The organism is Patulibacter sp. NPDC049589 (assembly GCF_040675535.1).
GTDB lineage: Bacteria > Actinomycetota > Thermoleophilia > Solirubrobacterales > Solirubrobacteraceae > Patulibacter.
Genome location: NZ_JBFAPC010000018.1, coordinates 25,730 through 51,219 on the forward strand (window position 1 = coordinate 25,730; position 25,490 = coordinate 51,219).

Annotated in this window: 30 protein-coding genes and 2 pseudogenes; 17 read left to right on the forward strand and 15 right to left on the reverse strand. The window is 75.3% G+C overall.

The features are described from left to right. Positions 1-43 precede the first annotated feature (43 nt). Positions 44-510, reverse strand: a pseudogene (locus AB0L40_RS05420) (SDR family NAD(P)-dependent oxidoreductase); the annotation flags it as partial. A gap of 17 nt (positions 511-527) precedes the next feature. Here AB0L40_RS05420 and AB0L40_RS05425 point away from each other — a divergent pair. Further along, on the forward strand, positions 528-812 hold the full coding sequence (locus AB0L40_RS05425) for a hypothetical protein (protein WP_364350345.1): 285 nt from the start codon (positions 528-530) through the stop codon (positions 810-812). 62 nt (positions 813-874) lie between these two features. Here AB0L40_RS05425 and AB0L40_RS05430 read toward each other — a convergent pair whose 3' ends face one another. The 3 genes from AB0L40_RS05430 to AB0L40_RS05440 all read right to left on the reverse strand — a co-directional run bounded on the left by AB0L40_RS05430 (position 875) and on the right by AB0L40_RS05440 (position 2,631). Further along, entirely contained in the window at positions 875-1,390 is a 516-nt protein-coding gene (locus tag AB0L40_RS05430; RefSeq protein WP_364350348.1) for a GNAT family N-acetyltransferase, read from the reverse strand. Then, the gene (locus tag AB0L40_RS05435) at positions 1,387-1,653 is read right to left on the reverse strand and encodes a DUF1778 domain-containing protein (protein ID WP_364350351.1); all 267 of its coding nucleotides are present in this window, start codon (positions 1,651-1,653) and stop codon (positions 1,387-1,389) included. The genes AB0L40_RS05430 and AB0L40_RS05435 overlap by 4 nt, the downstream gene beginning before the upstream one ends. A gap of 66 nt (positions 1,654-1,719) precedes the next feature. Continuing rightward, complete coding sequence (locus AB0L40_RS05440) at positions 1,720-2,631, reverse strand: LysR family transcriptional regulator (protein ID WP_364350354.1); 912 nt, start codon at positions 2,629-2,631, stop codon at positions 1,720-1,722. Between the two features lie 105 nt (positions 2,632-2,736). Between AB0L40_RS05440 and AB0L40_RS05445 the strand changes: the two genes are divergently transcribed. Further along, positions 2,737-3,114 (forward strand): nuclear transport factor 2 family protein, encoded by a 378-nt coding sequence (locus tag AB0L40_RS05445; protein ID WP_364350357.1) that lies wholly within the window; start codon positions 2,737-2,739, stop codon positions 3,112-3,114. Positions 3,115-3,268: 154 nt separating this feature from the next. Here AB0L40_RS05445 and AB0L40_RS05450 read toward each other — a convergent pair whose 3' ends face one another. From AB0L40_RS05450 to AB0L40_RS05460, 3 genes are all read right to left on the reverse strand, one after another. Further along, positions 3,269-3,631: a hypothetical protein gene (locus AB0L40_RS05450; protein WP_364350360.1), complete on the reverse strand. Its 363-nt coding sequence runs from the start codon at positions 3,629-3,631 to the stop codon at positions 3,269-3,271. Positions 3,632-3,672: 41 nt separating this feature from the next. Next, entirely contained in the window at positions 3,673-4,023 is a 351-nt protein-coding gene (locus tag AB0L40_RS05455) for a glutathione S-transferase N-terminal domain-containing protein (protein WP_364350363.1), read from the reverse strand. A gap of 82 nt (positions 4,024-4,105) precedes the next feature. Continuing rightward, positions 4,106-5,077 (reverse strand): glucosaminidase domain-containing protein, encoded by a 972-nt coding sequence (locus AB0L40_RS05460; RefSeq protein WP_364350366.1) that lies wholly within the window; start codon positions 5,075-5,077, stop codon positions 4,106-4,108. Positions 5,078-5,142: 65 nt separating this feature from the next. Between AB0L40_RS05460 and AB0L40_RS05465 the strand changes: the two genes are divergently transcribed. From AB0L40_RS05465 to AB0L40_RS05485, 5 genes are all read left to right on the forward strand, one after another. After that, entirely contained in the window at positions 5,143-5,745 is a 603-nt protein-coding gene (locus AB0L40_RS05465) for a hypothetical protein (protein WP_364350369.1), read from the forward strand. Between the two features lie 123 nt (positions 5,746-5,868). Next, complete coding sequence (locus AB0L40_RS05470; protein ID WP_364350372.1) at positions 5,869-6,432, forward strand: sigma-70 family RNA polymerase sigma factor; 564 nt, start codon at positions 5,869-5,871, stop codon at positions 6,430-6,432. Beyond that, a complete protein-coding gene (locus AB0L40_RS05475) occupies positions 6,429-6,746 on the forward strand; it encodes a hypothetical protein (protein ID WP_364350375.1) in 318 nt (105 codons plus the stop codon). Before AB0L40_RS05470 ends, AB0L40_RS05475 begins: the two co-directional genes overlap by 4 nt. Continuing rightward, positions 6,730-7,545, forward strand: coding sequence for a thioredoxin domain-containing protein (locus tag AB0L40_RS05480; protein ID WP_364350378.1), 816 nt, complete (start codon positions 6,730-6,732; stop codon positions 7,543-7,545). Before AB0L40_RS05475 ends, AB0L40_RS05480 begins: the two co-directional genes overlap by 17 nt. A 148-nt stretch (positions 7,546-7,693) precedes the next feature. After that, on the forward strand, positions 7,694-8,128 hold the full coding sequence (locus tag AB0L40_RS05485) for a hypothetical protein (protein WP_364350381.1): 435 nt from the start codon (positions 7,694-7,696) through the stop codon (positions 8,126-8,128). Between the two features lie 5 nt (positions 8,129-8,133). On the opposite strand, the gene AB0L40_RS05490 is transcribed toward AB0L40_RS05485, so the two are convergent. Continuing rightward, positions 8,134-8,472 carry a sigma-70 family RNA polymerase sigma factor gene (locus AB0L40_RS05490; protein WP_364350384.1) on the reverse strand — a complete coding sequence of 113 codons (339 nt, stop codon included), beginning with the start codon at positions 8,470-8,472 and terminating at the stop codon, positions 8,134-8,136. Positions 8,473-8,687: 215 nt separating this feature from the next. On the opposite strand from AB0L40_RS05490, the gene AB0L40_RS05495 reads away from it, so the two are divergent. Both AB0L40_RS05495 and AB0L40_RS05500 read left to right on the forward strand, forming a co-directional pair. Further along, a complete protein-coding gene (locus AB0L40_RS05495) occupies positions 8,688-9,254 on the forward strand; it encodes a sigma-70 family RNA polymerase sigma factor (RefSeq protein WP_364350387.1) in 567 nt (188 codons plus the stop codon). Next, on the forward strand, positions 9,251-10,168 hold the full coding sequence (locus AB0L40_RS05500; protein WP_364350390.1) for a hypothetical protein: 918 nt from the start codon (positions 9,251-9,253) through the stop codon (positions 10,166-10,168). Before AB0L40_RS05495 ends, AB0L40_RS05500 begins: the two co-directional genes overlap by 4 nt. A gap of 500 nt (positions 10,169-10,668) precedes the next feature. Here the strand turns inward: AB0L40_RS05500 and AB0L40_RS05505 are convergent, their stop codons facing one another. After that, the gene (locus AB0L40_RS05505) at positions 10,669-11,601 is read right to left on the reverse strand and encodes a hypothetical protein (RefSeq protein ID WP_364350393.1); all 933 of its coding nucleotides are present in this window, start codon (positions 11,599-11,601) and stop codon (positions 10,669-10,671) included. Next, positions 11,598-12,155, reverse strand: a complete 558-nt coding sequence (locus AB0L40_RS05510) for a sigma-70 family RNA polymerase sigma factor (RefSeq protein WP_364350396.1) — start codon at positions 12,153-12,155, stop codon at positions 11,598-11,600. The genes AB0L40_RS05505 and AB0L40_RS05510 overlap by 4 nt, the downstream gene beginning before the upstream one ends. Positions 12,156-12,243: 88 nt before the next feature. On the opposite strand from AB0L40_RS05510, the gene AB0L40_RS05515 reads away from it, so the two are divergent. After that, complete coding sequence (locus tag AB0L40_RS05515; RefSeq protein WP_364350399.1) at positions 12,244-13,413, forward strand: winged helix DNA-binding domain-containing protein; 1,170 nt, start codon at positions 12,244-12,246, stop codon at positions 13,411-13,413. A 66-nt stretch (positions 13,414-13,479) separates the two neighbouring features. Here the strand turns inward: AB0L40_RS05515 and AB0L40_RS05520 are convergent, their stop codons facing one another. After that, positions 13,480-14,715, reverse strand: coding sequence for a beta-ketoacyl-[acyl-carrier-protein] synthase family protein (locus AB0L40_RS05520; RefSeq protein ID WP_364350402.1), 1,236 nt, complete (start codon positions 14,713-14,715; stop codon positions 13,480-13,482). Positions 14,716-14,805: 90 nt separating this feature from the next. Here AB0L40_RS05520 and AB0L40_RS05525 point away from each other — a divergent pair, with 90 nt between their 5' ends. Further along, on the forward strand, positions 14,806-15,069 hold the full coding sequence (locus AB0L40_RS05525) for a hypothetical protein (RefSeq protein ID WP_364350405.1): 264 nt from the start codon (positions 14,806-14,808) through the stop codon (positions 15,067-15,069). A gap of 184 nt (positions 15,070-15,253) precedes the next feature. On the opposite strand, the gene AB0L40_RS05530 is transcribed toward AB0L40_RS05525, so the two are convergent. Then, a complete protein-coding gene (locus AB0L40_RS05530) occupies positions 15,254-15,610 on the reverse strand; it encodes a helix-turn-helix domain-containing protein (protein ID WP_364350408.1) in 357 nt (118 codons plus the stop codon). 86 nt (positions 15,611-15,696) lie between these two features. Here AB0L40_RS05530 and AB0L40_RS05535 point away from each other — a divergent pair, with 86 nt between their 5' ends. After that, the gene (locus tag AB0L40_RS05535; RefSeq protein ID WP_364350411.1) at positions 15,697-17,061 is read left to right on the forward strand and encodes an MFS transporter; all 1,365 of its coding nucleotides are present in this window, start codon (positions 15,697-15,699) and stop codon (positions 17,059-17,061) included. A gap of 10 nt (positions 17,062-17,071) precedes the next feature. Here AB0L40_RS05535 and AB0L40_RS05540 read toward each other — a convergent pair whose 3' ends face one another. After that, positions 17,072-17,692: a hypothetical protein gene (locus AB0L40_RS05540; protein ID WP_364350413.1), complete on the reverse strand. Its 621-nt coding sequence runs from the start codon at positions 17,690-17,692 to the stop codon at positions 17,072-17,074. 124 nt (positions 17,693-17,816) lie between these two features. Between AB0L40_RS05540 and AB0L40_RS05545 the strand changes: the two genes are divergently transcribed. Continuing rightward, on the forward strand, positions 17,817-18,170 hold the full coding sequence (locus tag AB0L40_RS05545; RefSeq protein WP_364350416.1) for a hypothetical protein: 354 nt from the start codon (positions 17,817-17,819) through the stop codon (positions 18,168-18,170). Positions 18,171-18,244: 74 nt separating this feature from the next. Here the strand turns inward: AB0L40_RS05545 and AB0L40_RS05550 are convergent, their stop codons facing one another. Continuing rightward, positions 18,245-20,605 carry an excinuclease ABC subunit UvrA gene (locus AB0L40_RS05550; RefSeq protein ID WP_364350419.1) on the reverse strand — a complete coding sequence of 787 codons (2,361 nt, stop codon included), beginning with the start codon at positions 20,603-20,605 and terminating at the stop codon, positions 18,245-18,247. Positions 20,606-20,985: 380 nt separating this feature from the next. On the opposite strand from AB0L40_RS05550, the gene AB0L40_RS05555 reads away from it, so the two are divergent. The 4 genes from AB0L40_RS05555 to AB0L40_RS05570 all read left to right on the forward strand — a co-directional run bounded on the left by AB0L40_RS05555 (position 20,986) and on the right by AB0L40_RS05570 (position 24,219). Beyond that, positions 20,986-21,534, forward strand: coding sequence for an RNA polymerase sigma factor (locus tag AB0L40_RS05555; RefSeq protein WP_364350422.1), 549 nt, complete (start codon positions 20,986-20,988; stop codon positions 21,532-21,534). Next, the gene (locus AB0L40_RS05560) at positions 21,531-22,424 is read left to right on the forward strand and encodes a hypothetical protein (RefSeq protein ID WP_364350425.1); all 894 of its coding nucleotides are present in this window, start codon (positions 21,531-21,533) and stop codon (positions 22,422-22,424) included. Before AB0L40_RS05555 ends, AB0L40_RS05560 begins: the two co-directional genes overlap by 4 nt. A 116-nt stretch (positions 22,425-22,540) precedes the next feature. Continuing rightward, entirely contained in the window at positions 22,541-23,083 is a 543-nt protein-coding gene (locus AB0L40_RS05565; protein WP_364350428.1) for a sigma-70 family RNA polymerase sigma factor, read from the forward strand. Then, positions 23,080-24,219, forward strand: coding sequence for a hypothetical protein (locus AB0L40_RS05570; RefSeq protein WP_364350431.1), 1,140 nt, complete (start codon positions 23,080-23,082; stop codon positions 24,217-24,219). Before AB0L40_RS05565 ends, AB0L40_RS05570 begins: the two co-directional genes overlap by 4 nt. A gap of 203 nt (positions 24,220-24,422) precedes the next feature. On the opposite strand, the pseudogene AB0L40_RS05575 reads toward AB0L40_RS05570, so the two are convergent. Further along, positions 24,423-25,490, reverse strand: a pseudogene (locus AB0L40_RS05575) (hypothetical protein); the annotation flags it as partial.

The following is a 25,490-nucleotide window of genomic DNA, read 5'->3' on the forward strand; positions in this document are numbered from 1 at the left end:
CCTCCGGCGGCACCGGTGACGACGGCGGAGTCGAGCGTCGTTCCTACCCCTGCGCCGTCGGGCGCACCACGATCTCCCCCACGTCGACGTCGTCGGGCTGCTCGATCGCGAACGCGACGGCCCGGGCGATGGCGTCCGGCGTGATCCCCATCTCCATCGCGTCGGCGATCCCGGCGCGGACGTCGGGGTCGGTCATCGAGTCGGTGATGTTCGTCCGGATCATGCCCGGCGAGACGGTGCTCACCCGCAGGTGCGGGCCGGCCTCCTGGCGGAGCCCCTCGAGGATCGTCCGCACCGCGTTCTTCGTCCCCGCGTAGACGGCCTGCAGCGGCACGATCTTGATCCCGGACGTCGAGACGACGGTGACGATCTGCCCCGACTCCTGGCCCGGAACCCCGGCAGGACGGCGGCGATCCCGTGCAGGACGCCGCGCAGGTTCACGTCGATCATGTCGTCCCAGTCGTCGAAGCGGAGCGCGTCCATCGCCGAGATCGGGCCGATCCCGGCACTTCGGCGACAAGCGCGAGGTGCTGTTCGCGAACGAGGACGAGCTGCGCCGCCGGATGCCGATCATCGCCGCGACACCGGAGCTCCAGGAGCGCGAGCTGATCAAGCTCGCTGCGTGGCGCGCGGCGCTCGACGCGGCGCTGCGCAACCGGGGCGTCGACGCCGCCGAGGCGCACCTGGCCGCCGAGGTCTCGATCGCCGTCCTCAACGTGGCCGCCGGGCGCTGGCTGGCCGACGACACCGGTGGGGACGACCTGCCGGCGCTCGTCCGCGCGACCTCGGCGTCGCTGCGGGCACTCACCTGATCCGTCGCTCGGGCCCGGGGCGCCGGGCGCGCTCGCCGGCGTCCGCGTCGGCGCTCCACCGCTCAGCGCAGACTGGCCCGGAGGTCCTTCACGAGCAGCACGAGGTGGAGCGGATCGGTCGGGGACACCGCGAACCCGAACCGCTCGTAGAACGCACGCGCCCGGTCGTCGACGGCGTGCACGACCAGCGCCCGGACCCCGATCGCATCGGCGGCGGACAGCGTCCGGCGCATGGCGTCGGCCAGCAGGAACGCGCCGAGGCCACGCCCCTGGACCCGCTCGTCGACGGCCAGGCGCGCCAGGAGCACGACCGGAATCGGGTGGCGCGGCATCCCCGCCCTCACGCGACCGGGCACGCCTCGCGGTTCGATCCCACCCGCGGCGAGCGCGCTGTACCCGACGACCCGAGATTCGTCCTCGCGATCCACGACGACGTAGGTCCGGGCCGACCCCGCACCGACGGCCGCGCGCGCGTGGCGACGCAGCCAGGAGTCCAGCGACTCGACACCGCTCGTGAACGCCGCGGTCGCGTGCGCGGCCGTCAGCAGCTCCGGGTCCGAGAAGCGCTGACCACTCACGCCGGTCGCGGGCGACCGAAGAGCTCACGCACCGCAGGGACGTCCCGCGCCGGCTCGTCCAGCGCGGCGTGGAACGCGGCCCACTGCTCCTCGTCGAGCACGAACCGCGAGCGGTCGGCCAGGACCCGCTCGGAACGCTCACGCGCACCCTGAAGCACGAACGACGAGAGCGACTCCCCCGCCGACTCCGCGGCGCGCCGGAACAACGCGTCGTCGGCGTCGTCGACCCGCACGTTCAAACGGTGGTTCTTCACGCTCGCCATGGCGCCATTGTACTCACAGTGTGCGACGCCGTTGTGCTCGGCGGCCCGGCCGCGACGGACCATGTCCTACCGAGCGACTTCCGGGACCACGGATCCGACCGGCGGCCCGAACGCCGCGCGCGCCCGGTCCAGCAGCACCCGCAGCGCTGCGCTCGGCGTCCCACTCCACGCGAGCGCGAGGACGGCCGGAGCGACGAGGTCCTCGATGGCGACCGGATGGAGCCGGTCGTCCAGCCCGTCGACCATCGAGGCCGCCAGGACGGCGGCCCCCAGGCCCCGGACGGCGAGGTCGATCACCGCGTCCGGCGCGCTGGCCTGCAGCGCGACGTCGGGTGACAGGCCGGCGGCGGCGCACGAGCGGTCGAACACCGTCCGGATCCCGGTGCCCTCCGGCAGGCAGACGACCGGGTGGACCACGACGTCGGCCAGCGGCGCACGCCGGCGGCCGGCGAGCGGATGCCCCTCAGGGACCGCCGCGACCAGCCCCTCGCTGATCACGACGTGGGCGTCCAGGTCCGCGTCCGGGCGCCCGGAGGTGCCGACGAGCGCGACGTCCAGCTCGCCGCGGCGCACCCGGTCGACGAGGACGTCGGACGTGTCCTCGACGAGCGCGAGCTCGACGCCCGGGTGGTCGCGGTGGAAGGCGGCGAGCGCGTCGAACAGCGGCGTGATCGTGCAGCCGGTGACCATGCCGACCTCCAGGCGTCCGCGGACGAGGCCGGTGACGTCGTCGACCGCCCGCCGCACCGCTGCCGCCGAGGCCAGCGCCGCCCGGGCGTGACCGAGGATCGCGGCGCCCGCCGCCGTGACGGTCACCGCGCGACCGGAGCGGTCGACGAGCTCCGCGCCGAGCTCCCGTTCCAGCTGCCGCACCTGCGCGCTGACCCCGGACTGGCTGATGTGGACGCGCTCCGCGGCGCGGGTGAAGTTCGCCTCCTCGACGACCGCGACGAAGTACTCGAGCTGCCGCAGGTCCATACGCCGGGATTCTAGTGACGAGAAGAACCAGCTGTTGGACTTCTGGCCCGATCGACGACAGGGTGGTCGTACGGCATCCACGAACCCCGACCCGAGGAGCCCCCGATGACCACCTCCCCCGCCTCCACCGAGCAGGCCCGCACCCCCGAGGACCTGACGCGCCTGTTCGTCGAGCGCTCCAACGCGGGCGACGCCGACGGCGTCGCCGCCCTCTACGAGGAGGACGCCGTGATGGCGTTCCCGCCCGGCAGCATCACGGTCGGCCGCTCCGCGATCCGCGAGCTCTGGGCGCAGGTCCTGGCGAACCGGCCGACGTTCGAGCCGGAGCCGCCGCTGCCGACGCTCGTCAGCGGCGACCTCGCGCTGACCTCGACGCCGCCGAGCGACGGCGCCGGCGCCCGCGCCCAGGTCGTCCGCCGCCAGCCCGACGGCTCCTGGCTGCGCGTGCTGGACCAGCCGGAGTTCCAGGCGCCGGGCGTCTGACGGGACGTCCCGCCGTCGCGCCGGCACCGCCGCCTCCGGAGCCGGGGCGACGCTCACCGAGCGGTCCTGCACCGCCGGCGGAGGGGCGACGTGCGGTCCGTGCCGGACCCCGGAGGTCGGTCGCGGGCGAGCGCCGCCCCGGCCTCCTCGCGGGTCACCCCCAGCAGGAGAAGATCGCGACCCAGAGCCACACGCCGGTCAGCGCGATCACCGGCACGAGCCAGAGCAGCGACGCCCACCAGCCGCCGCGGCGGTCCGACCACAGGCCGACGCCGACGAGCAGGACCCCGGCGATCAGGACGACGATCGCCGCGACGTAGCCGATCCCACCCGGGACCGACACGATCGGGCGGAGGCCGCCGTCGACGGCGCACGAGGAGTCCGCCCAGGCGGCCAGCAGCGACACGCCGCACCCGACGAGCGACACGGCGGCCGCCACCTGGACGACCCACTCCAACCGGTGGACGGCGTGCTCGCCACGCCGTGGGAGGTCCTGGTCCGTGTCGCACGCGTCCACGGCCCACGGGTACCCGGACCGGAGCGGGCCCACCGGCGCCGTCAGGCCTGCCGTGCCGCCCAGGCGCGGATCGCCTTCGAGTGCGCGACGACCGTGCCGTCGGCGAGCACCAACGTCGGCAGCTTCGTGCCGCCCGTGGCGGCCTCCAGGTCCGCCCGCGAGCCGCGGCGCAGGAACGGGATCGGGCTCCCGTGCGCGGCGACGACGGTCTCGTAGTCGACCCCCGCCTCGCGCAGCGCCTCGTGCGCGATGCGGCAGGGGTGGAACGACGGGCCGGCGTCGTCGCCGTGGCAGACGTAGAGGGTCGGCCGCGGGGTGGCGGCCGGGTCGGCGTGGGCAGGGGCGGTCTGGGTCTCCATGTACGTGAGACCCCGCGACGCTGGGATGCTCATCGGTCGCGGCTGTCCGGATGCCGGCTGCCGCGACCGCCGCGGCCGGCATCCGGACCGCGGGCGACGACCGCGCCGCGACCCGTCAGTCCCAGCGCGTGAGCTTGTCCTGCTTGATCAGCGTGATGAGCTTGGTCGCGTACCCCGGGTCGGTCGCGTAGCCCGCCTTCTGGAGGGCCTGGGCGAACCGCCGCGGGCTGCGGCGGTACTTGAACGCCCTGGCGTAGCGGGGGTTCTCGCGCAGGAACAGCCCGTGGTCGACGAACGACCCGCGCATCGTGCGGTAGAGCCGGAACTGCGCGACCTGGCGGACGTCGGTGCCGCCCTCGGACTCGTTCGTCGGCTCGTGCATGCAGCCGACGGCGTTCCTCCCCCACACGAAGACCCCGGTGGCGGGGTTCGCCGACTGCGCCTTGATGCCGAAGTAGTTGTTCGCGTCGGCGGTCTTCGTCCCGTCGCCGGACTCGAGGATCGCCTGGGCGAGGGTCACCGACGCGGGGACCCGGGCGGCCCGGAAGGTCCGGCGCGCCTCGGGTCCGGCCTTCTTCAGGAACGCCGCCCGCGATCGCGGCGCGCGCAGCAGCTTGATCGGCCGGCGCACGAAGCACTGGCCCTGGGTCCCGCCGACGCGCGAGGGCGCCGGGCCACCGCAGAAGGGTGCGACGAGGACGTCCTTCGTCGACGTCTCGGTCAGCGCGTCGGGCAGGTACGCGACCTCGCCGGTCGGCAGCTGGACCTGGTCCCAGACCCGCGACGCGCCGAACCGCCCGTCCTTGCGCTCGCCGGTCGACTGGCAGCTGATGACGAAGTTCTGCCCGTCGGTGACCGGCGGACCCGGCACCGGCGACTGCGGGTCCAGGCGGGTCACGAGCACGCCGCCCGGGGTGTCGAGGCGCACGATCCCGACCGGCGAGAACGCCCTGGTGGTCGCCGCTCCCCCCTGCTCGGCCACCGGCCGGGGGCCGGTCGCGACGGACGCGGTCGCGGTCGGGGCGGTCGATGCGGCACAGAGGCCGGTCGTCGCCAGGGTGAGCAGGACGGGACGGGAGACACGCATGGGACGCGTGCACCGTACCGGCCGGGTCGGAGGCGGGACGCCGCTCCCTCGTCGATGATCCGTGGATGGCGCCGCACCGACGCACCGCGACCCGGGTCAAGGCGGGACAGGTCCAGAAGAAGAACAACTGGGAGGCCTCCGAGCGCAGCATCTTCGCCCGGCCCCAGGACGAGATCCGCCTCGAACGCCGCGATCCGGGGGCCGGCTACCGCCACCTGTTCTCGCTGGCGCAGCTCCGGACGTTCCTCACCCTGCTGCCGGAGTGGGACGAGCTCGCGGTGGGACTCGACGCGATCGTGCTCGACGACGGCAACCAGGGCTGCATGGGCTGGTGCGGGGACGGCGTGGTCGCCGTCTGCGCGTGGGAGCGGGACCTGTGGTGGGAGGACGCGCTCCCGGAGTTCATCGAGGAGCACGCGCCGATCCTCGACCTGCTGGACGTCCGCGCGGAGGAGGAGGACGGACGGCTCGTCGTCCGCTGGACGGAGGACCGCGCCCGGGCCTTCCAGCTCCTGCACATCCTCACGCACGAGCTCGGCCACCACCACGATCGGATGACCACGCGCAGCCGGCGGCAGGCGTCGCGGGGCGAGCCGTACGCCGAGGCGTACGCGATCCGCGCGATGGAGGAGCTCTGGCCGGCGTACGTGCGGGCGTTCGGGCTGTAGCCCGCCGGACGCCACCTTCCGCGGCCCGTCCCCACCGGCCGTCGAGCGCCGGCGGGGCCGTCGGCCGTACCCCGGCCGGACGACTTCGTCACACGCAACGTGGGAAGCGGTACTACAGGGGTGATGGGTGTCTGGCGCAGTCGGCCGCGGTCCGACCACGAACTGCTCTCCCGGGCGGATCCCGCCGCGTTCGGCGAGTTCTACGCCCGCCACGAGCGCGCCGTGCTCGTCTTCATGCTTCGCCGCACGAGCAGCCCCGAGGTCGCCGCGGACCTGACGGCCGAGGTCTTCGCGACCGCGCTGGAGGCCGCCGACCGCTTCGACGGCCGGGACGGCGCCGTCGCGGTGGCGTGGCTCTTCGGGATCGCCCGCAACGTCCTGTCGCACAGCTACCGCTCGGCCCGGGTGCGGCGCGACGCCCGCGAGCGCATGGGGTTCCCGCCGCTCGAGCTCAGCGACGAGACCGTCGAGCACCTCGAGCGGCTCGCCGACGTCGCGCACGGCGAGCAGGCGGTGCGGCTGCTCGACCAGCTGCCGCCGGAGCAGCGCGAGGCCGTGATCGCCCACGTCCTGGACGAGCGCGACTACGCCGAGATCGCCGTCGAGCTGCAGTGCTCCACCGCGGTGATCCGCCAGCGCGTCAGCCGCGGACTGTCCACCCTCCGAAGCCTGGTGCCGCCCGCATGATCGATCGCGACCTGGACATCCCCGAGCTGCACCGGGCGCTGGCCGTCGCGGCGGCGCGGCGGGCCCCCGCACCGCGGTCCGCGCGGTGGTCGCTGCGCCCGCGGCTCGTCGCGGCGCTCTGCGTGGCCGTCCTCGCGCTCGTCGGCGTCGTCGCCGTCGACGCGTCCCCGACGACGACCGGCGCCCCGGTGGCGCGCGAGGACCGGGCGCTCCGGCCGGTCTCGCCGCCCGCGCTGCTGCGCTGCGTGCTGGCGCTCGTGCCGGCCACCGTCGTCGCGGACCCGGAGGGACGTCCCGGTGTCACGCGCTGCTGAGCGGGACCGCGCCCGGGCGGCCCGCGAGCTCCGTGAGGCCGAGGAGCGCGACGCGGCCCAACGCCGGCGCCGGCTGCGGCTGCTCTCCGGCGCGGCCGCCTGCGTGGCGGTCGTGGTCGCAGTCGTCATCGCGTTCGGGGCGTTCAAGGGCGACCCGACCGACGGCTCTCCCCGGGTCGACGTCGACGGCACGGGGGTCAAGGGCGCAACCGAGACCGCGGCGCTCGTGCGCGGCCTGCCGCAGCACGACGAGACCCTCGGGCGGGCCGACGCCCCGGCCACGATCCTCGAGATCGCCGACCTCAAGTGCCCCGGGTGCCAGGCGCACGAGGTCCAGGCGCAGCAGGAGATCGTCGACCGGCTCGTGCGGACCGGCAAGGCGAACCTGCAGATGCAGCTCGTGAACTTCCGCGACGCCCCGGCGGGGACGACCGACGGCGAGGGCGCCCGCCGCGCGGCCTACAACCTCGCGGCGTCCGGCCGGTTCTGGAACTTCGTCCACGCTACCTACTGGAATCAGGGCTCCGAGCAGACGGCCTGGGCGACCCCGGACCTCCTGCGCAAGGTCGCCGCGGCCGCGCCGGGCATCGAGCCCGGGCAGGTCGAGACCCGCGAGACGCCGGCCTCGCGCACCGCGATCGCGAACGCCGAGCGGATCGCCCGCGCCCTGAAGGTCACCGAGACCCCGTCGCTCTACGTGCTCGCCCGGGGCGCCCGGACGGGCGTCCGCGTCGGCAACCCCGACGACGTCGACGCGATCGCGGCGGCGGTCGCGAAGGCCACCGCCGACGGCCGCTGACGGCCGGTGCCCGAGCTCGGCGGTCCGGGGCTCCGGCCGGCGGTCGCGAGCCTCGCCCGGCACGGCGACGGGCGGCCGCGCCACGCCCCGCCGACCGTCCGGGGACGCACGCGTCTAGGGTCTCCCCCGTGCGTGCGGGATGCCGACCGTGACCCGCTCCGCGCCCCGGCGCTCGGCCGCCGTCGTCTTCGTCGTCCTCGTGGTCGCGACCGTCGGCTCGGCGTTCGCCGCGACGGCCCTGAAGCGCACGCCCTCCTACGTCCAGCGGCTGCGGATCGACAAGCGCACCGTCGACCCGACCGTCCGCGGCAGCCGCGGGACCGTCTTCATCGGGTTCAGCACCAAGCGCGCCGACCGGGCCCGGGTCAGCATCGAGAGCGTCAGCGGCCGGACCGTCAGGACGCTCGGGCCGGCCAAGCCGACGCGCCCCTACCGGCGCGTCTCGTTCGCCTGGCGCGCCGTCGACCGCGCCGGGAGGCCGCTGAACCCCGGCTACTACTTCGTCCGGCTGCGGTTGCTGGACTCCGACCGCGACCTGGTCTTCGACGACCGCAGCATCCGGGTCGTGCGGGCGCGGCGCTGAGGCGCCTAGGAGCGGATCCCGCCGGTGCTGGTGCTCGCACGGACCGCCATCCCCGGATCGGCGCCGAGCTCGTCCCGCAGGCGGTTGCGGGCGCGGTGCAGCTGGACCCGCACGACGCCGGCGGGCCGGCGCAGCACCACCGCGATCTCGGCCGGGGTGAGGTCCTCCCACGCGTCGAGCGTCAGCAGCTCCCGATCCCGGTCGTTCAGGCGCCCCAGCGCGTCGCGCACGAGCGCGGCGTCCACCGAGCCGTCGTCGTCCTCGCCGGAAGCGCACGCCAGCTCGTTCGCGAGGGCCGTCGCGAGCCCGGCCTGCGTCCGCGCGCGACGCCGGTGGTTGGCCACGAGGTTGCGTGCGACGCCGAAGAGCCAGAGCCGGGCCTGGTCGCCCTCCGGCAGGGGTGTCTCATGCCCGGTACATGTCGCGGCGCGCGTCGGCGTTACGACCGATCGCGCGTATCGTCGGCGAGATGCTCGCCGCTGCGTGGTTCGTGTGCTCAGCGGTCGCCGACACGCGCCCGCGTGTCCGCCTTCCGGCCGCTCGTTCGACTCCCCTGTAGATGCCGCGCCAGCCAGCCTCCCCCGACGCGCGTGCCACCGCCGGGCACCCCGGTGACCCGCACGCGATCGTCGCGCTCTACGACGAGCACGTTGGGGCCGTCGTGTCGCACCTGCACCGGCTCTGCCGCGACCCCGAGCTCGCGGCCGACATCACCGCGGAGACCTTCGCCGCGGTCCTGGCCGGGACCGCCAGGTTCCCCGCGGGCAGCCCGTCGGTGCGGGCGTGGCTGCTGACCGTGGCACGCAACAAGCTCGTCGATGCCCAGCGACGCGGCGGCGCCGAGCGCCGCGCCCGCGACCGGCTCGGGATCCGCGAGCCACTGGTCGCCCACGACGACCACGACGCGCTCGTCGCGCGCATCGACGCCGCCGGCAGCGGCCGGCTCAGCGCCCTGGTCGACGGCCTTCCCCCGGCGGAGCGCCAGGCCGTCCGCGCCGTCGTCCTCGACGAGCTCGACCCCCGCGCGGTGGCGCGGGAGCACGACATCAGCGTCCCGACGCTCCGGCGACGCGTCGCGCGCGGCCTCGCCCGCCTGGGCCGAACGACCCCCGGAGACCCGTCATGAGCGACCGACTCGACCACTTCCGCGGCGAGCTCGAGGCCGCCGCACACCGGCAGGCCGACGCGATGCCGGCGACCGGCCGCCCCGCCCGCCGCGCGTGGACCGCGAAGCGCCCCGCCGTGGCGATCGTCGCGGTCGTCGCGATCGCGGGGGCCACCGCCGTCGCGACCGGCATCGACGGCGGCCGGCCGGACCCGCTCGCCGCCGCGGCCGCCGCCCTGGACCCCGACGGCGCGATCGTCCACATGGTCATCGAGGGGGGCGTCGTCAATCCCGACGGGTCGCCCGCGCAGAGCGGGCTGAGCATCGACGGCAAGCACCCCGCGGCCACCATCGGCCGGCGGATCGAGCAGTGGTCCGCGGGCGATCCGCTGCGCTTCCGCAGCGACCAGCCGGCCACGACCGCGACCGGCGCGCCGCTCGGCACGATCAGCGACGGCATCACCGCGGACGGCACCGTCTGGAGCGACCTCAGCTGGGACGGCAGGCCCGCCCGGACGTCGACGACGCAGGAGGCCGCGCCCTACGGCGACATCGCCGACGTCGGCGCGTTCGGCACCGTCGACCCGGCGCGCACGATCCGCCGCGACCTCCGCGCGAAGCGGTTCACGGTCGGCGCCACCACGCGGGTCGACGGCCGCGACGCGATCGAGCTGGTCGCCACCACGGTCCGGCAGCGCGGGACGACGAAGGCCCCGACGATCACCGAGCGCCTCGTCTATCTCGCCGACGCCGACACCTACGCTCCGGTCGGGCTGAAGACGTACCAGCGCGTCGAGGGATCGATGGTCCCCGCGCGCGACCGGGGGTTCCGGCTGCGGAGCGTCCTGCGCATCCGCACCTACGAGCGCCTCAGCAGCGACGACGTGCCGGCCGGCACCTTCCGCGTCCCGGGTCGCGCGGCGCCGCGGCCCTGAGCGTCTGGTCCCGGCGCGGACGCCCGGGGCACACCCGCTCCTCGTCATCGCCGGGTGCGCCGCCGGGGCGACGGCAGGCCCCGGGTCCTCGATGATCCCCGCGCGCTCACCGCGCTCCGCGTCGGCTCGTCCTGCACGTTCACCGCCTCCTCCGACCCGTCGAAGGCGAGCGCGGACCACCGCGAGTTCCTGCCGACGATCCGGGGCGACCGGATCACGTTCACGCGCCTTCCGAGCGCGTGGCGGACGTTCGACGATCCCGCGCAGATCGGCGCACGGCCAGGGACGAGGCTGAACCGCGGCTGCGCCGAGGACGTGCCCCGCGGGCTCGCCGCGGACCATCCCGGCATCGGCACGCAGGCCATCGTCGGTCGCACGAGGACGCCGGCGCCCGACGGCGATCGGCACGCGCCGACGTCGACAGGATCGGCGCGTCGTGCCTGTCGCGGCCCACGACGTTCCGGGCGGTCCTCCAGACGCAGTGCGTCAAGGACGTCGCCCTACTGCGGCAGGATCACCCGCCGCACCACCTTCCCGGCGGCGTCGTACTGGACGATCCGGTAGCGGGCGTCCGTCCCGCCGCGACCCTTGAAGCCGTAGACCCCGTAGCGCACGGGGATCCGGGCGGCGTAGGCGCCCTCGCCGCGCCAGACCCGCTTGGCCTTGCCGGGGCGCAGGCGCTGCACCTCGATCGCGACCGCGCGACGCTGGGCGATGCCCGTGAAGGACGAGCCCACCGAGAAGTACCGCCGGGTCGACAGCGGGTGGCCGGGCTGGACCGGCTGGGCACTACCGCCGCCGTCCGAACTCTGCATGACCAGGGTCTGCGCCCGCGGGTCGGTGTCCGGCCGCACCGTGAAGACCTCGCGCGCCCGGTCGCGCACGGCCTCGTCGACGTCCTTCATGCCGGCCAGGGCGTGCAGGCGGGCCTTCCGGCAGCCCGCCGGGTCGGCGACCGTCAGGCCGGTGGACCCGCCGATCGTGACGAAGACGTAGACCTCGGTCCCGTCGGGGAACCGCGCCAGGCGCACCGTGCGGCGCATCACCACGCCGCCGGAGGTCCCGCGCTGCACGCGGCGCACCAGGCGCTCCGGGGGCGACGACGCCGCCGGATCTCCCATCGTCGGGAGGATCCGCACGATCTCCGGCAGCGGCCGCGCGTCGCTCGTGGTCCGCGTGCGCCCGCGGCCGGGCAGCGTCCGGGCGCAAGCCGGGTCGGACGCCGTGTCCGCCGTGATCCGCCGGACCAGGACGTCGGCGCGCTTGTTGGCGGTCGGGTGGTCGACCAGGCCGGCCGCCCCCGCGACGCCCGCGATCGCGACGACCGGCAGCGCGACCCCCAACAGCCGCAGGCGCCGCGACCGGCGCGGCTTCGGTGCGAGCGCCCGCACCCCGCGGCGCAGCTGCCGCTCCAGCTCGTCGATCTCGTTCATGCCTGTTCCTCCAGTCGGGACCGCAGTCGTCGCAGGCCGCGGTGCACCCGCTGCCGGACGACGGCCTCGGAGCACCGCAGCTCGCGCGCCAGCTCCGCGTAGGTGCGCTCGTCCACGACCCGCGCCAGGACGACCGCCCGGTCGCCCGGCGCGAGCCCGGACAGCGCCCGCTCGACGTCGCGCTCGTCGGAGCGGGACGCCAGCTCCTCCACGCGGTCCAGCGCGGCGTCCTCGAGCACGATCGGCTCCCGGCCGAGACGCCGGCGCGCGGCGTCCTCGACCCGCCCACGGCGCAGGCTGTCGGTCAGCTTGTTCTGCGCGATGCCGAAGACCCACGCGCCGACCGGCCCCCGCTCGGGATCGAACGAGGCGAGGCCCGTGACGACCGCGGCGAAGGTCTCCGCCGCCAGGTCGAACGCGACCTCGCGACGCTGGGTCCGCCGCAGGTGGAAGCCCACGATCATCGGCAGCCAGCGGCGGTAGAAGATCGCGAACGCGTCGTCGTCGCCGGCCGCCGCGCGCCGCAGCAGGAGGTCATCGGGTGGGTCGGCCATCGAGAGCTACTTCGGACGAGCGCCGATCCTGTGACACCGGTCGCGGGCGATACTCCCACGGGTGACGCCCGGCCCGCCGCTGCGAACCGTGTCCGACGCCGAGCGGCGCGCCCGCCTGGCGACCCGTCACGCGCTGGCCCCCGGGCACCGCGCGGGCTCCGTCGAGGCGGCCGTGGCCGCGATGACCTGCCTGCACGCGACCGAGCCCGCGAGCGTCCACCTCTCCGCCCACGCGCGCAGCGGGGCGACCCGCGAGGACGTGCACCGCGCGCTGTACGAGGACCGCTCCGTCGTGCTGCAGCTGGCGATGCGGCGGACGGTCTTCGCGTTCCCGCGCGACCTGCTGCCGGCGGTCCGCGGGAGCGCGGCGGCGCGCGTTGCGGCACAGCTCGCCGCGCGGCTGGCGAAGGAGGTCGAGGCGAACGGCCTGGCCGACGACGGCAAGGCCTGGGTCGCCGGCACGTGCGAGGACGTCCGCGCGCGGCTGCGCGAGGCGCCGGCGACGACCCAGCAGCTGCGCGAGGCCCTCCCCGCGCTGGCGCTCCGGATCGATCCGTCACCGGGGAAGACCTACGGCGGCGAGATCCCGGTCGCGCCCCGCGTTCTCTCGGTCCTCGCCGCCGACGGCAGCGTCCTTCGCGGCATGCCCGCGGCGGGCTGGAAGGTCTCGCGCCCGACGTGGACGATCGTGGAGGAGTGGCTCGGCGCCGACCCCGGGAGCCTGGACGCCGGCGCGGGCTACGCGGAGCTCGTCCGCCGCTGGCTGTGGAGCTTCGGGCCCGGGACCGAGGCGGACCTCGTCTGGTGGCTCGGCGCGACGAAGGGCGCGGTGCGCGCCGCGCTGGCCGACGTCGGCGCGGTCGGCGTGGCCCTCGAGGACGGCGAGCCGGCGTGGCTGCGTCCGGACGACACGGACGAGGTCGCTCCGGTGGAGCCGTGGGCGGCGGTCCTGCCCGCCCTGGACCCGACGACGATGGGCTGGAAGGGCCGCGGGTTCCACCTCGGCGACCTCGGGCCGCAGCTGTTCGACCGCAACGGCAACGGCGGCCCGACCGCGTGGTGGGACGGGCACGTCGTCGGCGGCTGGACGCAGGACGACGACGGGACCGTGGTGGTGGTGCCCGCGGGGACGCTCCCCCGCGCGGCCCGGAAGCCGCTCGCCGCCGAGGCCGAGCGCCTCACGGCCTGGCTGCACGGCGACGTCGTCCGGACGATCTACCAGTCGCCGCTCGCCCGGGCGCACGACGGGGCGCGGTAGGGCGCGGGGCGCCGTCCGCCCCTCATCCGTCGCCGCCCGTGCGTCGCGGCTCGCGCCCCGGCCGCGTCAGCTGGTCGGCGCCTGCATGCAGAGCACCGCGTTGTGGCCACCGAACCCGAAGGAGTTCGACAGCGCCGTCAGCGGCCGCCCCGCCGGCGCCGGCAACGGGAGCGGTCCGCCGGTGACGATGCGCAGGTCGATCGCCGGGTCGGCGTCGGCCCACCCGAGGTTCGGGGGCGCGACGCCCGCGCCCAGGGCCAAGAGCGTGGCGATCGCCTCGACGGCGCCGCCCGCGCCGAGCAGGTGGCCGATCGTCGACTTCGTGGACGACACCGGGACGGTCGAGGCTCGCGCGCCGAGGGCGATGCCGAGCGCCCGGGCCTCCGCGGCGTCGTTGAGCGCCGTCGAGGTGCCGTGTGCGTTGACGTAGTCGACGTCCTCGGGCGCGACGCCGGCGTCCTCCAGCGCCCGGCGCATCGCCAGCGCCGCCCACGTCCCGTCGGGCTCCGGAGCGGTCAGGTGGTGGCCGTCGATCGTGGTGGCGTAGCCGGCGACGACGCCCAGGATCGTGGCGCCGCGCGCGCGGGCCCGGGCCTCGACCTCCAGGATCAGGACCCCGGCGCCCTCCCCCATGACGAACCCGTTGCGGTGCGCGTCGAACGGCCGCGAGACGCCGTCGGGCGACAGCGTCCCCATCTGCCCGAACGCGGTGGACGCGAACCGGGTCAGGGTCGCCTCGGAGCCGCCGACGATCATCGCGTCGGCGTCGCCGGACTGGATCAGCCGCACGCCGGTGCCGATCGCGTTGGCGCCCGCCGCGCACGCCGACAGCGTCGCGAACCCGGGGCCGTGGACCCCGCGGCGCATGGCGACGGTCGCGGTCGCCGCGTTGCCCATCAGCATCGGGATCCCGAGCGGCGAGAGCCCGAGCGGGCCGCGATCGTCGAGGACCTCGATCTCGCGCTCGAGCGTCCCGAGGCCGCCGATCCCCGTGCCGATGATGCAGCCGACGCGCGACGGGTCCAGGCCGGCGGTGCCGTCCTCCCAGCCGGCGTCGGCCAGCGCCTCGTCGGCCGCCGCGACCGCCAGCTGGGTGAAGCGGTCGGCGCGGCGGGCGGCCTTCGCCGTCAGGTGGTCCCGCGGATCGAACGCCGTCGCCGCGCCCGCGCCGTCGGCGATGCCGACGTCGCCCGCGGACCACCGGTCGTGCAGGGTCCGCGCGCCGACGCCGAGGGCGGTGACGGCCCCCACGCCCGTCACCACCACGCGGGACGTCTCGGCCGACTGCGTTCGTTGCGTCATGCGACTTACGGTAGCCGCTCGGGTCCCGCTGCCCGTCCCGGCCGCGACTTCGCCTCCCAGGTCCGCCTCGCGCTCGCGTGCTTCGGGATCATGCTGCTGGTCCTCGACCCCGCGGTCCACCCGGTCTTGCAGGCGGCCGCGGTGGGACCCGCGATCGTGCTGGCCACGGGCCCGCTGCACCGGCGGCAGGTGCCGCACCACTGGCTGCGGGTCGAGGAGCCGTTCGCCCTGCTGGCCGGGGTCCTGATCGTCACGCTCGGACCCGCCGGGGTCTCGGCGTCCTCTCGCGCGCCGCCCTGCTCGCCGAGGCCGAGCGCATGGTCGCGCGGGCCCGCGGCGACGAGTTCGTCGTGATGGCGATCGGCGACGGCGCGACCGTCGCCCAGCGGGCCCTCGACGCGATCGCCACCGCGGGGGTCGGGGCGAGTGCCGGCGTCGCGTCGGCGCCGCGCGACGGGTCCACCGTCCCGGAGCTGCGGCGGGCGGCGGACGTCGCCCTGCGCGCGTCGAAGGTCGCGGGGAAGACCCGGGCGACGGTCTACGAGGCGGAGCCGGTGGAGGTGGCGGACGCCCCGACCGACCGCCGCTCGCCCTCCGTGACGGCATCGAGCAGGCCGGGGAGGCTGCGCTCGATCGCGTCCCGGCGGAGCGACACGCCACGGCGGTTGCCGTAGTCGACGTTGGCGATGAGGCCGGACTCCTCAAGCACCCGGAAGTGGTAGGTGAGACTGGACTTGGAGACCGGGAGCTCGAACGACTGACACGTCCGCTCGGTCCCGTCCGCGGCGCCGGCGAGCTCGACGACGACCCGCCGGCGATGCGGATCCGCCAGAGCCTCGAGCACCGGACCGAGCCACAGCTCGCCGTCCCCCGTCGCCTTCGTGGTCTTCGACATCGCTCGCCCCCAGAGGTACGACTTGAACCGTACCTACGATCGTGGTAACACCTAAGGTCCTACTGTGATCGTACCTCGGGGTCCGCATGTCCGTCCAGAACCACTCGCTCGGTGAGCCGGGCGCATCACCAGACCGGTTCGCACCGGGCCCGCCGCGCCCTTCGCGGCTCGTGATGCCGGTGCTCCTGCTCGCCGTCTTCGTCATGCCCATCAGCATCTCGGGCACCGCGATCGCCCTTCCGTCGATCGCCGACGATCTCGGGTCGTCGCCGACCGGCCTGCAGTGGATCGTCAACGCGTTCAACGCGACGTTCGCGGTCTTCACGCTGTTCTGGGGCGTGTTCTCCGACCGGCTCGGCTACCGACGGACGTTCACCATCGGGATCGCGACGATCGTCGTGGCCTCGCTCCTCAGCGCCGTCGCCTCGAGCCTCGGGATGCTCGTCGTCGCCCGCGCACTCGCCGGGGTCGGCGGCGCCGCGGTGTTCACCGGGGCGGCCGCGATCCTCTCCAATGCCTACGCGGGACCGGCCCGCACTCGCGCCTTCGCGTTCTTCGGCACCACGATCGGCCTGGGCCTCGCGCTCGGCCCGACGATCTCCGGGGCGCTCGTCTCAGCCGCCGGCTGGCGCGGCATCTTCGTCGCCTACGCGGTCGTGCTGGTGGCGCCGCTCGTCGGCGCGGCCGTCCTGCCCCACGTCCGGCACGACGACGTCCGCCGCCGGCTGATCGACGTCTCCCTGCTGCGCAACCCGCGGTTCCTCGGCTACGCGCTGGTCCCGGTCGCCGCGGCGGTCGGCTACGTGACGATGCTCAGCTACCTGCCGGTCGCACTCAGCGCCATCCACGGGATGTCCGCCGGGACGGCCGGCCTGTTCATGCTGCCGATGACGATCCCGGTGCTGCTGGGACCGGCGATCGCCGCGCGACTCGTCGACCGCCACGAGCGCGTGACCCCGATGACGATGATGTACGCGTCGCTGGGCAGCATGGTGCTCGGCGACCTCGGCCTGCTGCTGCTCGGTCCGGACATCGGCCTCGCGTGGCTCGTCCTCCCGCTGATCCTCCTGGGGTTCGGCTTCGGGTTCCCGATCGGTCTCGTCGACGGCGAGGCGCTCGCATCCGTCGCTCCGCACCTCAGCGGCACCGCGGCGGGGGTCGTGAACTTCCTCCGGCTCGGGAGCGAGGCGATCGTCGTCGGCCTCTACGCCGCCGCGATCACCGCGCTCATCGGCGCGAGGATCCCCGACGCGGCGACGGCGGACCGCGTCGCGGCCGGCGGGTCCGGGAACGCCGCGGCCTACGCCGACGCGCTGCACCCCGTGGTGGTCGTGATGGCCGTGGTGGTGGTCGCCATGACCGTGCTGATCGCGGTCCTCGACCGCGCCGCCCGCCGGCCGGAGCGGCGCGTCGGGATGCCGGGCGCGGCCGACTGCGCCCCGGCGACGTGAGCTGCGGCGGTCACCCGCCGCGGCGCTGGCAGTCGATCGCCCGCAGCTGCCGCTGCACGCCGGGCTCGGTCAGGCGGTAGTCGTCGCCCTGGCGGAGCACCGGGCGGCGGTGGTAGGTCGACCCGTACTGGTAGTGGGCGCTGTTCGACAGCAGCGGCCGCAGCGTCACCGGGAGTCGCTGCCCGATCCGCACGCGATCGAGGCGCCGCAGCTCGCGCGCGCTGTTCTGCCCCGGGTCGACGTAGAGGACGACGCAGTGCTGCGGCCGGTAGCGCTTCGCGTACAGGAGGTCCTGGGCGTTCTCGTAGATCGGCGCGCCCCCGACGCTGTACTCGCCCGTGATCCGCGCGGCGCCCTCGTCCTCGGCGAACGTCGAGGCGAAGTGCACGCGCGTGAGCATGAAGACCACCGCGTAGGCGTACGTCGTGCGGCCGTAGTCGCCGTAGCGGGCGTGCGTGGGCCGCAGCCGGTAGACCTGCGGGCCGTGCAGCAGGCGGTTGGGCGCGGGCTTCGCCACCGCCGCGGCCCGCGCGACGGCGGGGCGGTCGCCGCCGGTGATCGTCACCCCGGCGAGGGCGACCAGGACGGCGGCCGTCGAGATCAGTCGGATGCGTCGACGCGGATGCGGCATGGGGACTCCTGGGACGGGACTGCTCCACCGTAGTCCTCGCCGCCGCCCGCGGGTGCCGGACCGCCGGCGGCGCCGGCGCGGATTGGCGCGACCACGGTCCGGGACCGCCAGGGGTGGACCGGCGGTGCGCCGCCCGGCCGGCCGACGCCGCGGCGAGGACGTCACGGCCTCGGGCCTCCTGGCCGTGCTCGCCCCGGACCTGCTCCCGGACGAGCCGCCCGAGGAGCCCGACGACGCGCGCTGGGGCCTCGAGGACGCCCGCGTCGACGAGGCGCGCGGCGAGCTCGTCCTGCTCCTGGCCGAGGACCCCTGGGACACCGAGCACGACGCGGACCCGAACCGCTGGGGCCCGGAGCACGACGCCGACGACCACCCCCGTGCGGTCGTGATCACCCTGCCGCTGGACGGCGACGGCGCCCTCCGCCTGCTCGCCCGGGAGCAGCGGAGCCCCGGGCACCACGTGGCGTTCGCGCTCTGACGGGCCGCGCCGTGGCGCACACGTGAGGCCCGGCGACGCGTCCGGCGTCCGGCCGTCGTGCTCCCGTCGCGGCCTCAGCCCGCGACGTACGCCGCGAGGTGCTCGCCCGTCAGGGTCAAGCGCGCCGCGACCAGGTCGGTCGGCGTGCCCTCGAAGACGACGCGGCCGCCGTCGTGGCCGGCGCCCGGGCCCAGGTCGATGATCCAGTCGGCGTGCGCCATGACCGCCTGGTGGTGCTCGATGACGATCACCGACTTGCCGGACTCGACGAGGCGGTCCAGCAGGCCGAGCAGCTGCTCGACGTCGGCCAGGTGCAGGCCGGTGGTCGGCTCGTCGAGGACGTAGATCCCGCCCTTCTCGGCCATGTGGGTCGCCAGTCGCAGGCGCTGGCGCTCACCGCCCGAGAGCGTCGTCAGGGGCTGGCCGAGGCTGAGGTAGCCGAGGCCGACGTCGTCCAGGCGCACGAGGATCCTGTGGGCCGCCGGCAGCTTGGCGTCGCCGTCGGCGAAGAACCCGACGGCCTCGGCGATCGGCATCGCGAGGACCTCGCTGATGTCCTTGCCGCCGAACCGGTACTCGAGGACCTCGGGCTGGAAGCGCTTGCCGCCGCAGTCCTCGCACGGCGCGGCGACGCCGGCCATGATCGCGAGGTCGGTGTAGATCACGCCCGCCCCGTTGCAGGTCGGGCACGCGCCCTCGGAGTTCGCGCTGAACAGCCCGGGCTTGACGCCGTTCTCCTTCGCGAACGCCTTGCGGATCGGCTCCAGCAGCTTCGTGTACGTCGCCGGGTTGCTGCGCCGCGAGCCCTTGATCGCGCTCTGGTCGACCGCGACGACGTCGTCCTGTACGGCCACGGAGCCGTGGATCAGCGTGCTCTTGCCGGAGCCCGCGACGCCGGTGACGACGACGAGGACCCCGAGCGGCACGTCGACGTCGACGTCCTGCAGGTTGTGCGTCCCCGCCCCGCGGATCTCCAGCGTCCCCTTCCGCTCGCGCACCGACGGCTTCAGCGCCGCGCGGTCGTCGAGGTGCCGGCCGGTCAGCGTGTCGCTGGCGCGCAGCCCCTCGACGGTGCCCTCGAAGACGACCTCGCCGCCCGCGGTGCCGGCCCGCGGGCCGAGGTCGACGACGTGGTCGGCGATCGCGATCGCCTCGGGCTTGTGCTCCACGACGAGCACGGTGTTGCCCTTGTCGCGCAGCCGCAGCAGCAGCTCGTTCATCCGCTCGATGTCGTGCGGGTGCAGCCCGATCGTCGGCTCGTCGAAGACGTACGTGACGTCCGTGAGCGACGACCCGAGGTGCCGGATCATCTTCGTGCGCTGCGCCTCGCCGCCGGACAGCGTGCCCGTCGGGCGGTCGAGCGAGAGGTAGCCGAGGCCGATCTCCGCGAACGACTCCAGCGTGTGGCGCAGCGTCGTCAGCAGGGGCGCGACGGACGGCTCGTCGAGCCCGCGCACCCAGGCCGCGAGGTCGCTGATCTGCATCGCGCAGGCGTCGGCGATGCTGATCCCCGCGATCTTCGACGAGCGCGCGCCCGCGCTGAGGCGGGTGCCGTCGCACTCGGGGCAGGTGGTGAAGGTGATCGCGCGGTCGACGAACGCCCGGATGTGCGGCTGCATCGCCTCGCGGTCCTTCGCGAGGAACGACTTCTGGATCTGCGGGATCAGCCCCATGTAGGTGAGGTTGATCCCGTCGACCTTGATCTTGGTCGCCTCCTTGTGGAGGAGATCGTCGAGCTCCGTCCTCGTGAACGTCGCGATCGGCTTGTCCGGGTCGAAGAAGCCGCTGCCGCGGAAGATCCGTCCCTGCCAGCCGTCCATGCTGTAGCCGGGGATGGTGATCGCGCTCTCGTTGATCGACTTCCGGTCGTCGTAGAGCGCGGTGAGGTCGAAGTCGGAGACGGACCCCATGCCCTCGCAGTTCGGGCACATGCCGCCGGTGATCGAGAACGTCCTGCGCACCGCCGCCTTGTCGCCGACGGTGAGCGCGCCCGCGCCCGTGACCGACGGGATGTTGAACGCGAACGCCTTCGGCCCGCCGATGTGCGGCTGCCCGAGCCGGCTGAAGAGGACGCGCAGCATCGCGTTGGCGTCGGTGGCCGTCCCGACGGTCGACCGGGCGTTGGCGCCCATGCGCTCCTGGTCGACGATGATCGCCGTCGTCAGGCCGTCGAGCACGTCGACCTCGGGCCGCGCCAGCGTCGGCATCATCCCCTGCAGGAACGCGCTGTAGGTCTCGTTGATCATCCGCTGGGACTCGGCGGCGATCGTGCCGAAGACCAGCGAGCTCTTGCCCGATCCGGACACGCCGGTGAAGACCGTCAGGCGCCGCTTGGGCAGCTCGACGCTGACGTCCTTGAGGTTGTTCACCCGCGCCCCGTGCACGCGGATCAGGTCGTGGCGGTCCGCGGCGTGGCTGGTCGTCACGAGCGGCATCATGCCACGCCCACCGGGCCCCGACCCCGGGTCTCGGGACGGTCGCCGTCGTCGGCGCGACGCCACCGGCGACGACGGCGTTCGTCATCGGCTCGCGTCTGCGCGGGTCGCAGACGCGTGGCGCGAGGCGGACGCCGGTCGGTGGTCGGCGGGCACGACGCGGAGCCCGGCCACGCCGACCAGGAAAGCTTCCCGCCAGGTACCAATCCTGGTCCCCACCGGGCCCGGCCGGCCGCCCCGGCCACGCCGACCAGGAAACCTTCCTGCCAGGTACCGAATCCGGTGCCGGCCGCCCGGGCGCCTGACGCCTCGCGACGGCGGGCCGGGCACGCTGACGAATCCGTCGTCACAAACCGGACGGCGTCCGCAAGTACGAGACGATGGCCGCCATCGCCCCACGACTCTCGACCGACGCGGCGCTGCTCCGGGGTGACGCCGATGCGTTCGCCGCGTTCTACCGGCGTCACGAGGACGCGGTCCTGCGGTACTTCCTGCGCCGCGTGCGGCGCGCGGACGTCGCCGCGGACCTGACCGCCGAGACGTTCGCCGGGGCGCTGGCCGGCCGGCGGTCGTTCGACCCCGAGCTGGGCGACGCGCGCGGCTGGCTGTTCGGCATCGCCCGGCACCTGCTGGCCCGCAGCCTCGAGCGCGGGCGGGTGGAGGACGAGGCGCGCCGGCGACTGGCGATGGAGCCGGTCGTGGTGGACGACGCCGCGCTGCGCCGGATCGACGAGCTCGGACGGGCCGACGCCCTCACGAGCCTCGCCGTGCTGCCCGACGAACAGCGCGTCGCGATCGAGGGCCGCGTCCTGGACGGCGACACCTACGCCACGCTGGCCGAGCGCCTGGAGTGCTCGGAGAGCGTCGTCCGCCAACGCGTCAGCCGCGGTCTGAAGACCCTGCGAGCACGACTGGAGCGCACCCGATGAGCCGCCTCCCCGACCTCGAGCGGGCCCTCCACGCGGCCGCCCGGCGCCTCGACGACGAGCCGGACGCGACGCCCGCCCGCAGCCGCTGGCGCCGCACCCGCCTGCCGCTGCTGGTGTCCGTCGGCACCCTCGCGGTCGCCGGTGGGGCGATCGCCGCCACCGGCGCGCTGAGCACCGGGGACCCGGTGCCGCCCGACCCGCAGGCGCGGCCGGCCGGCTGGAGCGGGCCCGACCCGGGGAGCGAGCGCGTCATCGGGTCGGTCAGCGCCAAGGACCCCGACGGGGGGCCCGACTGGGGCATCCGCATCTACTCCCCCAGGCGCCCCCGCGGCATCGTCTGCACCGGCATCGGCCGGGTGCAGGACGACACGATCGGCGTGGTCGGTCGCGACGGGGTCTTCCACGACGACGGCCGCTTCCACCCGCTCCCGCCGGAGGCGTCGCAGAGCGGCACGTGCGGCGGCACCGGCGGTGGCCACCTGTACCAGGGCGGCGACGGCCCGTCCGTCCCCGCCAGCGGCTACACCGGCCGGCCCGGCAGCTCGATCGGCGGCTGCAAGGAGTTCGTCAAGGACCCCATGAGGACCCAGTCGAAGTGGACCCGCCGGCGCCTCCGGAACGTGCCGGTCTGCGACCCCGCGGGCCAGCGGATCGTCAAGTGGGGGTTCGCCGGACCGGACGCGCGCAAGGTCACCTACGTCACGGGCGGGACCAAGCACGTCCAGGAGGTCTCCTCCGACGACGACGGCGCGTACATCTTCGTGCTGCGACCGAAGGACGCCGGGCGCGGTCCGCGGACCCTCACGATCACGCGGAAGGACGGCTCGCTCTGCGACCCGGCCACCATGTCCTGCATCCCGACCGTCGGCCCGACGGGGAGCGACGGATAGACGCCGCCGCCGGGTGGCCGGCGCCGAGCGGGTGACGGCGGCCCTCCCGATCCGCGGCAGACCCCGCCCGTGAGATCCGTCGTCACAGGATCGAGCCGCGCGCGTACTTCCCTTCGATGGCCTCCGAACCCACCGACGCCGAGCTCCTCGCCGGCGGGAGCCCAGCGGACTTCGAGACGTTCTACGTCCGCAACGTCGACCTGCTGACGCGCTACGTCGCGCGTCGCTCGCCCCGTCCGGACCTGACGCTCGACGTCGTCGCCGAGACATTCGCCCGGGCCCTGGAGCACCGAACGTCCTACGCGCCGGACCGTGCACCCGCCGCCGCGTGGCTGATGCGGATCGCCCGGAACATCCTGATCGACGCGTCCCGCCGCGGCCGCGTCGCCGACGACACCCGGCGGGCCCTGCGGATGCAGCCGATCGACCTCGACGACGCCGACCTGCTCGCGATCCAGCGGCGGGGGTCCGGGTCGGTGGTCGAGGCCCTCGAGCGGCTCCCCGCCGACCAGGCCGAGGCGGTCCGCAGGCGCGTCCTCGACGACGAGCCCTACGACGCGATCGCCGTCGAGACCGGGTGCTCGGAGCAGGTCGCCCGCCAGCGCGTGCACCGAGGACTGCGCACCCTCCGCAGCCGCACGAAGGAGCAGAACGCATGAGCCGCCCCGACGACCCCTTCGACCGTCTCCGCGCCGAGCTCCGCACCGCGGCCGAGCACCGGGCCGGCGAGCGGGCGCCCGCCGCCGCGCCCGCCGCATCCGCCCGCCAGGCGGGTCGCCTCGGCCGCGTCTCGCGCCGGTCGGGACTGATCGCGGTCGTCACCACCGCGGTGGTCGCGTCGGCCGCCGCCGCGGCGGTCGTCGCCACGGGCGGCTCCCCGTCGGCCCCGTCCGCCGGGCCGCTCACCCGCGCGACGCCTGAGACGACGAGGACCGGCGGACCGGCGGACCCGGGACCGCCGTCCCGGTACGCGATCCACATCAGCCCGGACCTGCGCGTGGGACAGACCGGCTGGTGCACCTCGCTGACGGTTCGCGCCGCGTCGAGAGACCGGTCGTTCGGCGGCGCCGGCTGCGGGCCGGCCGCGACGACCTCCCAGCCGTTCATCGCCGGCGGGTACACGTCCGTCCCGGGGGGCCGCCTGACCTACGCGATCGTCGACGACACGATCTCGGTGCTGCGACTCCGGTCCGGACGCCGGGTGGTCCCCCGGCCCGGCGGGGGCATCCCCGACGGCTGGCGCGTCATCGTCCTGCTGCCCGGTGAGAACGACCGGCACGCGGCGTACCTGCGGGCCGACGGCAGCCTGGTCGACACCGGCATCGGTCCCGGCCGCTTCGCCCGCGGGCAGCGCAGCGGGACCACCGACGGCCCGCCGCCCGACGGCAGCGCCTGCCGCGTCGTCGCGCCGCCGACCGCGACCGTCCTGCGCTCGCGCGCGATCCGGGGCGCTCCGGTGCCGGAGCCCGGCGTCAACGGCCGTGCGTTCCTCCCGTGCGCGAGCGCGCTGGTCCGCACGCCCGGAGGCGACGTCACCGCGACGGTGCTGCTCGACGCCGCGAGGCCCGGGTCCCCGCCCGCCGGCCTGCCGGGGGCCACGGCGGTGCCCGGCCACCCCGGCGTCGTCGGCACCGACCCGTCGATCATCGGTGAGGCGCGGATCGTCGCCCGGCGGGTCGGCAACGCCTGGCTGGTCGTCCAGTCGGGCGACGCGAGCGAGCTCTTCGCCCGTCCGAAGCGGCGGGCGACCGATCTCGAGGGGACGCTCGAGGACCTCGGCGCGACGGCGCCGTGACGTCCTCCCGCCACGCGGTCGTGGCGTGGTTCAGAGCAGAAACACCACGACCGCGCTGACGATGATCGTCAGCATCACGCCGTAGATCGCCCAGCGGAGCCCCTTCGGCAGCAGCCCGAAGAGGACCTCGGTGAGGACGTCGAACGTCATCGCCGGCGGGGAGGCTGCCCCGCCGTCCTCGGCGCGAATCGGCCGCCGCGCCGCTAGTCCCCGACCGGGTTGCCCGGGAACGCCGTCGCCACCGCGATCTCGTCGCCGCGGCGGACGACCGGGCCGAGGCCGCCGCCCGACGTGCCGAGGTGCAGCGCGAGGCGGCGGGTGTCCGGCGGACGGAGCGTGACCGCGACCCGGCCGTCGGCGAGGACGCCGTGGACGTCGACGTCCTCGTCCTCCATGCCCTGCCGGAACGACCCGAGGACGAGGCCCGCCGGGGCGAACCGGCCGGCGGGGTCGATCGTCCGCAGGTCGTACGCGGCGCCCTTGCGCAGGTACCGCTCCCGGATCCCGAGCAGCACGCCGTCGGGGCGCTCGGCGGCGACGAAGAACGGCAGGGCGTTCGTGTGGGCGAGCGACACCGACGACAGCGTCCGCGCAGCGCCGTCGCGCACGGCGCGGACGCGGCTGCGCAAGATCCCGGCGAGCTCGCCGTCCTTCAGGCGCAGGTCGAGGACCGTCCACGCCGGGCCCGGGCGCGCCCAGACCGGCGGGTACGGGTACGGGAAGCGGCTGCCGCGCGGTCGCAGGCGATCGAGGTCCCGGGACGTCGCCCCGTCGGTCGTCGTCACCACGAGGTCCTCGTCTCCCCCGCGCCGGCCGGCGACCTGACGGACCACGACGACGCCCGTGCCGTCCGGCGACCAGCTCGCGCCGGTCTCGGCGCTGACGCCGCGGGCCCACACGCGGCAGCCGCGCCGCTCGGGTCCGGCCTCGCAGACGATCAGCCGCTCGTCGGCGACGACCGCGATGCGGCGGCCGTCGGGCGCCCAGCGCACGACGTCGGCGTCCCGCGCGACCGCGCCCAGGTCGCGCACGGCGCCCCCGGCGTCCAGGTCGGAGACCAGCAGCCGGTCGTCGTAGGACAGGGCGACGTGCCGGCCGTCCGGCGACGGCGTCGCGCCGACCCCGCGCTCGTCGGGGAGCCGCAGCAGCGGCCTCGCACCCGTCCCGTCCAGCGCCGATCCGCGGACGTCGCGGCCCGTCCGCCAGACGACCGCGACGGGTGGGCCCGCGGCGCCGGCGCAAACGCCTCGGCCGACGGCCGCGCGCGCGCG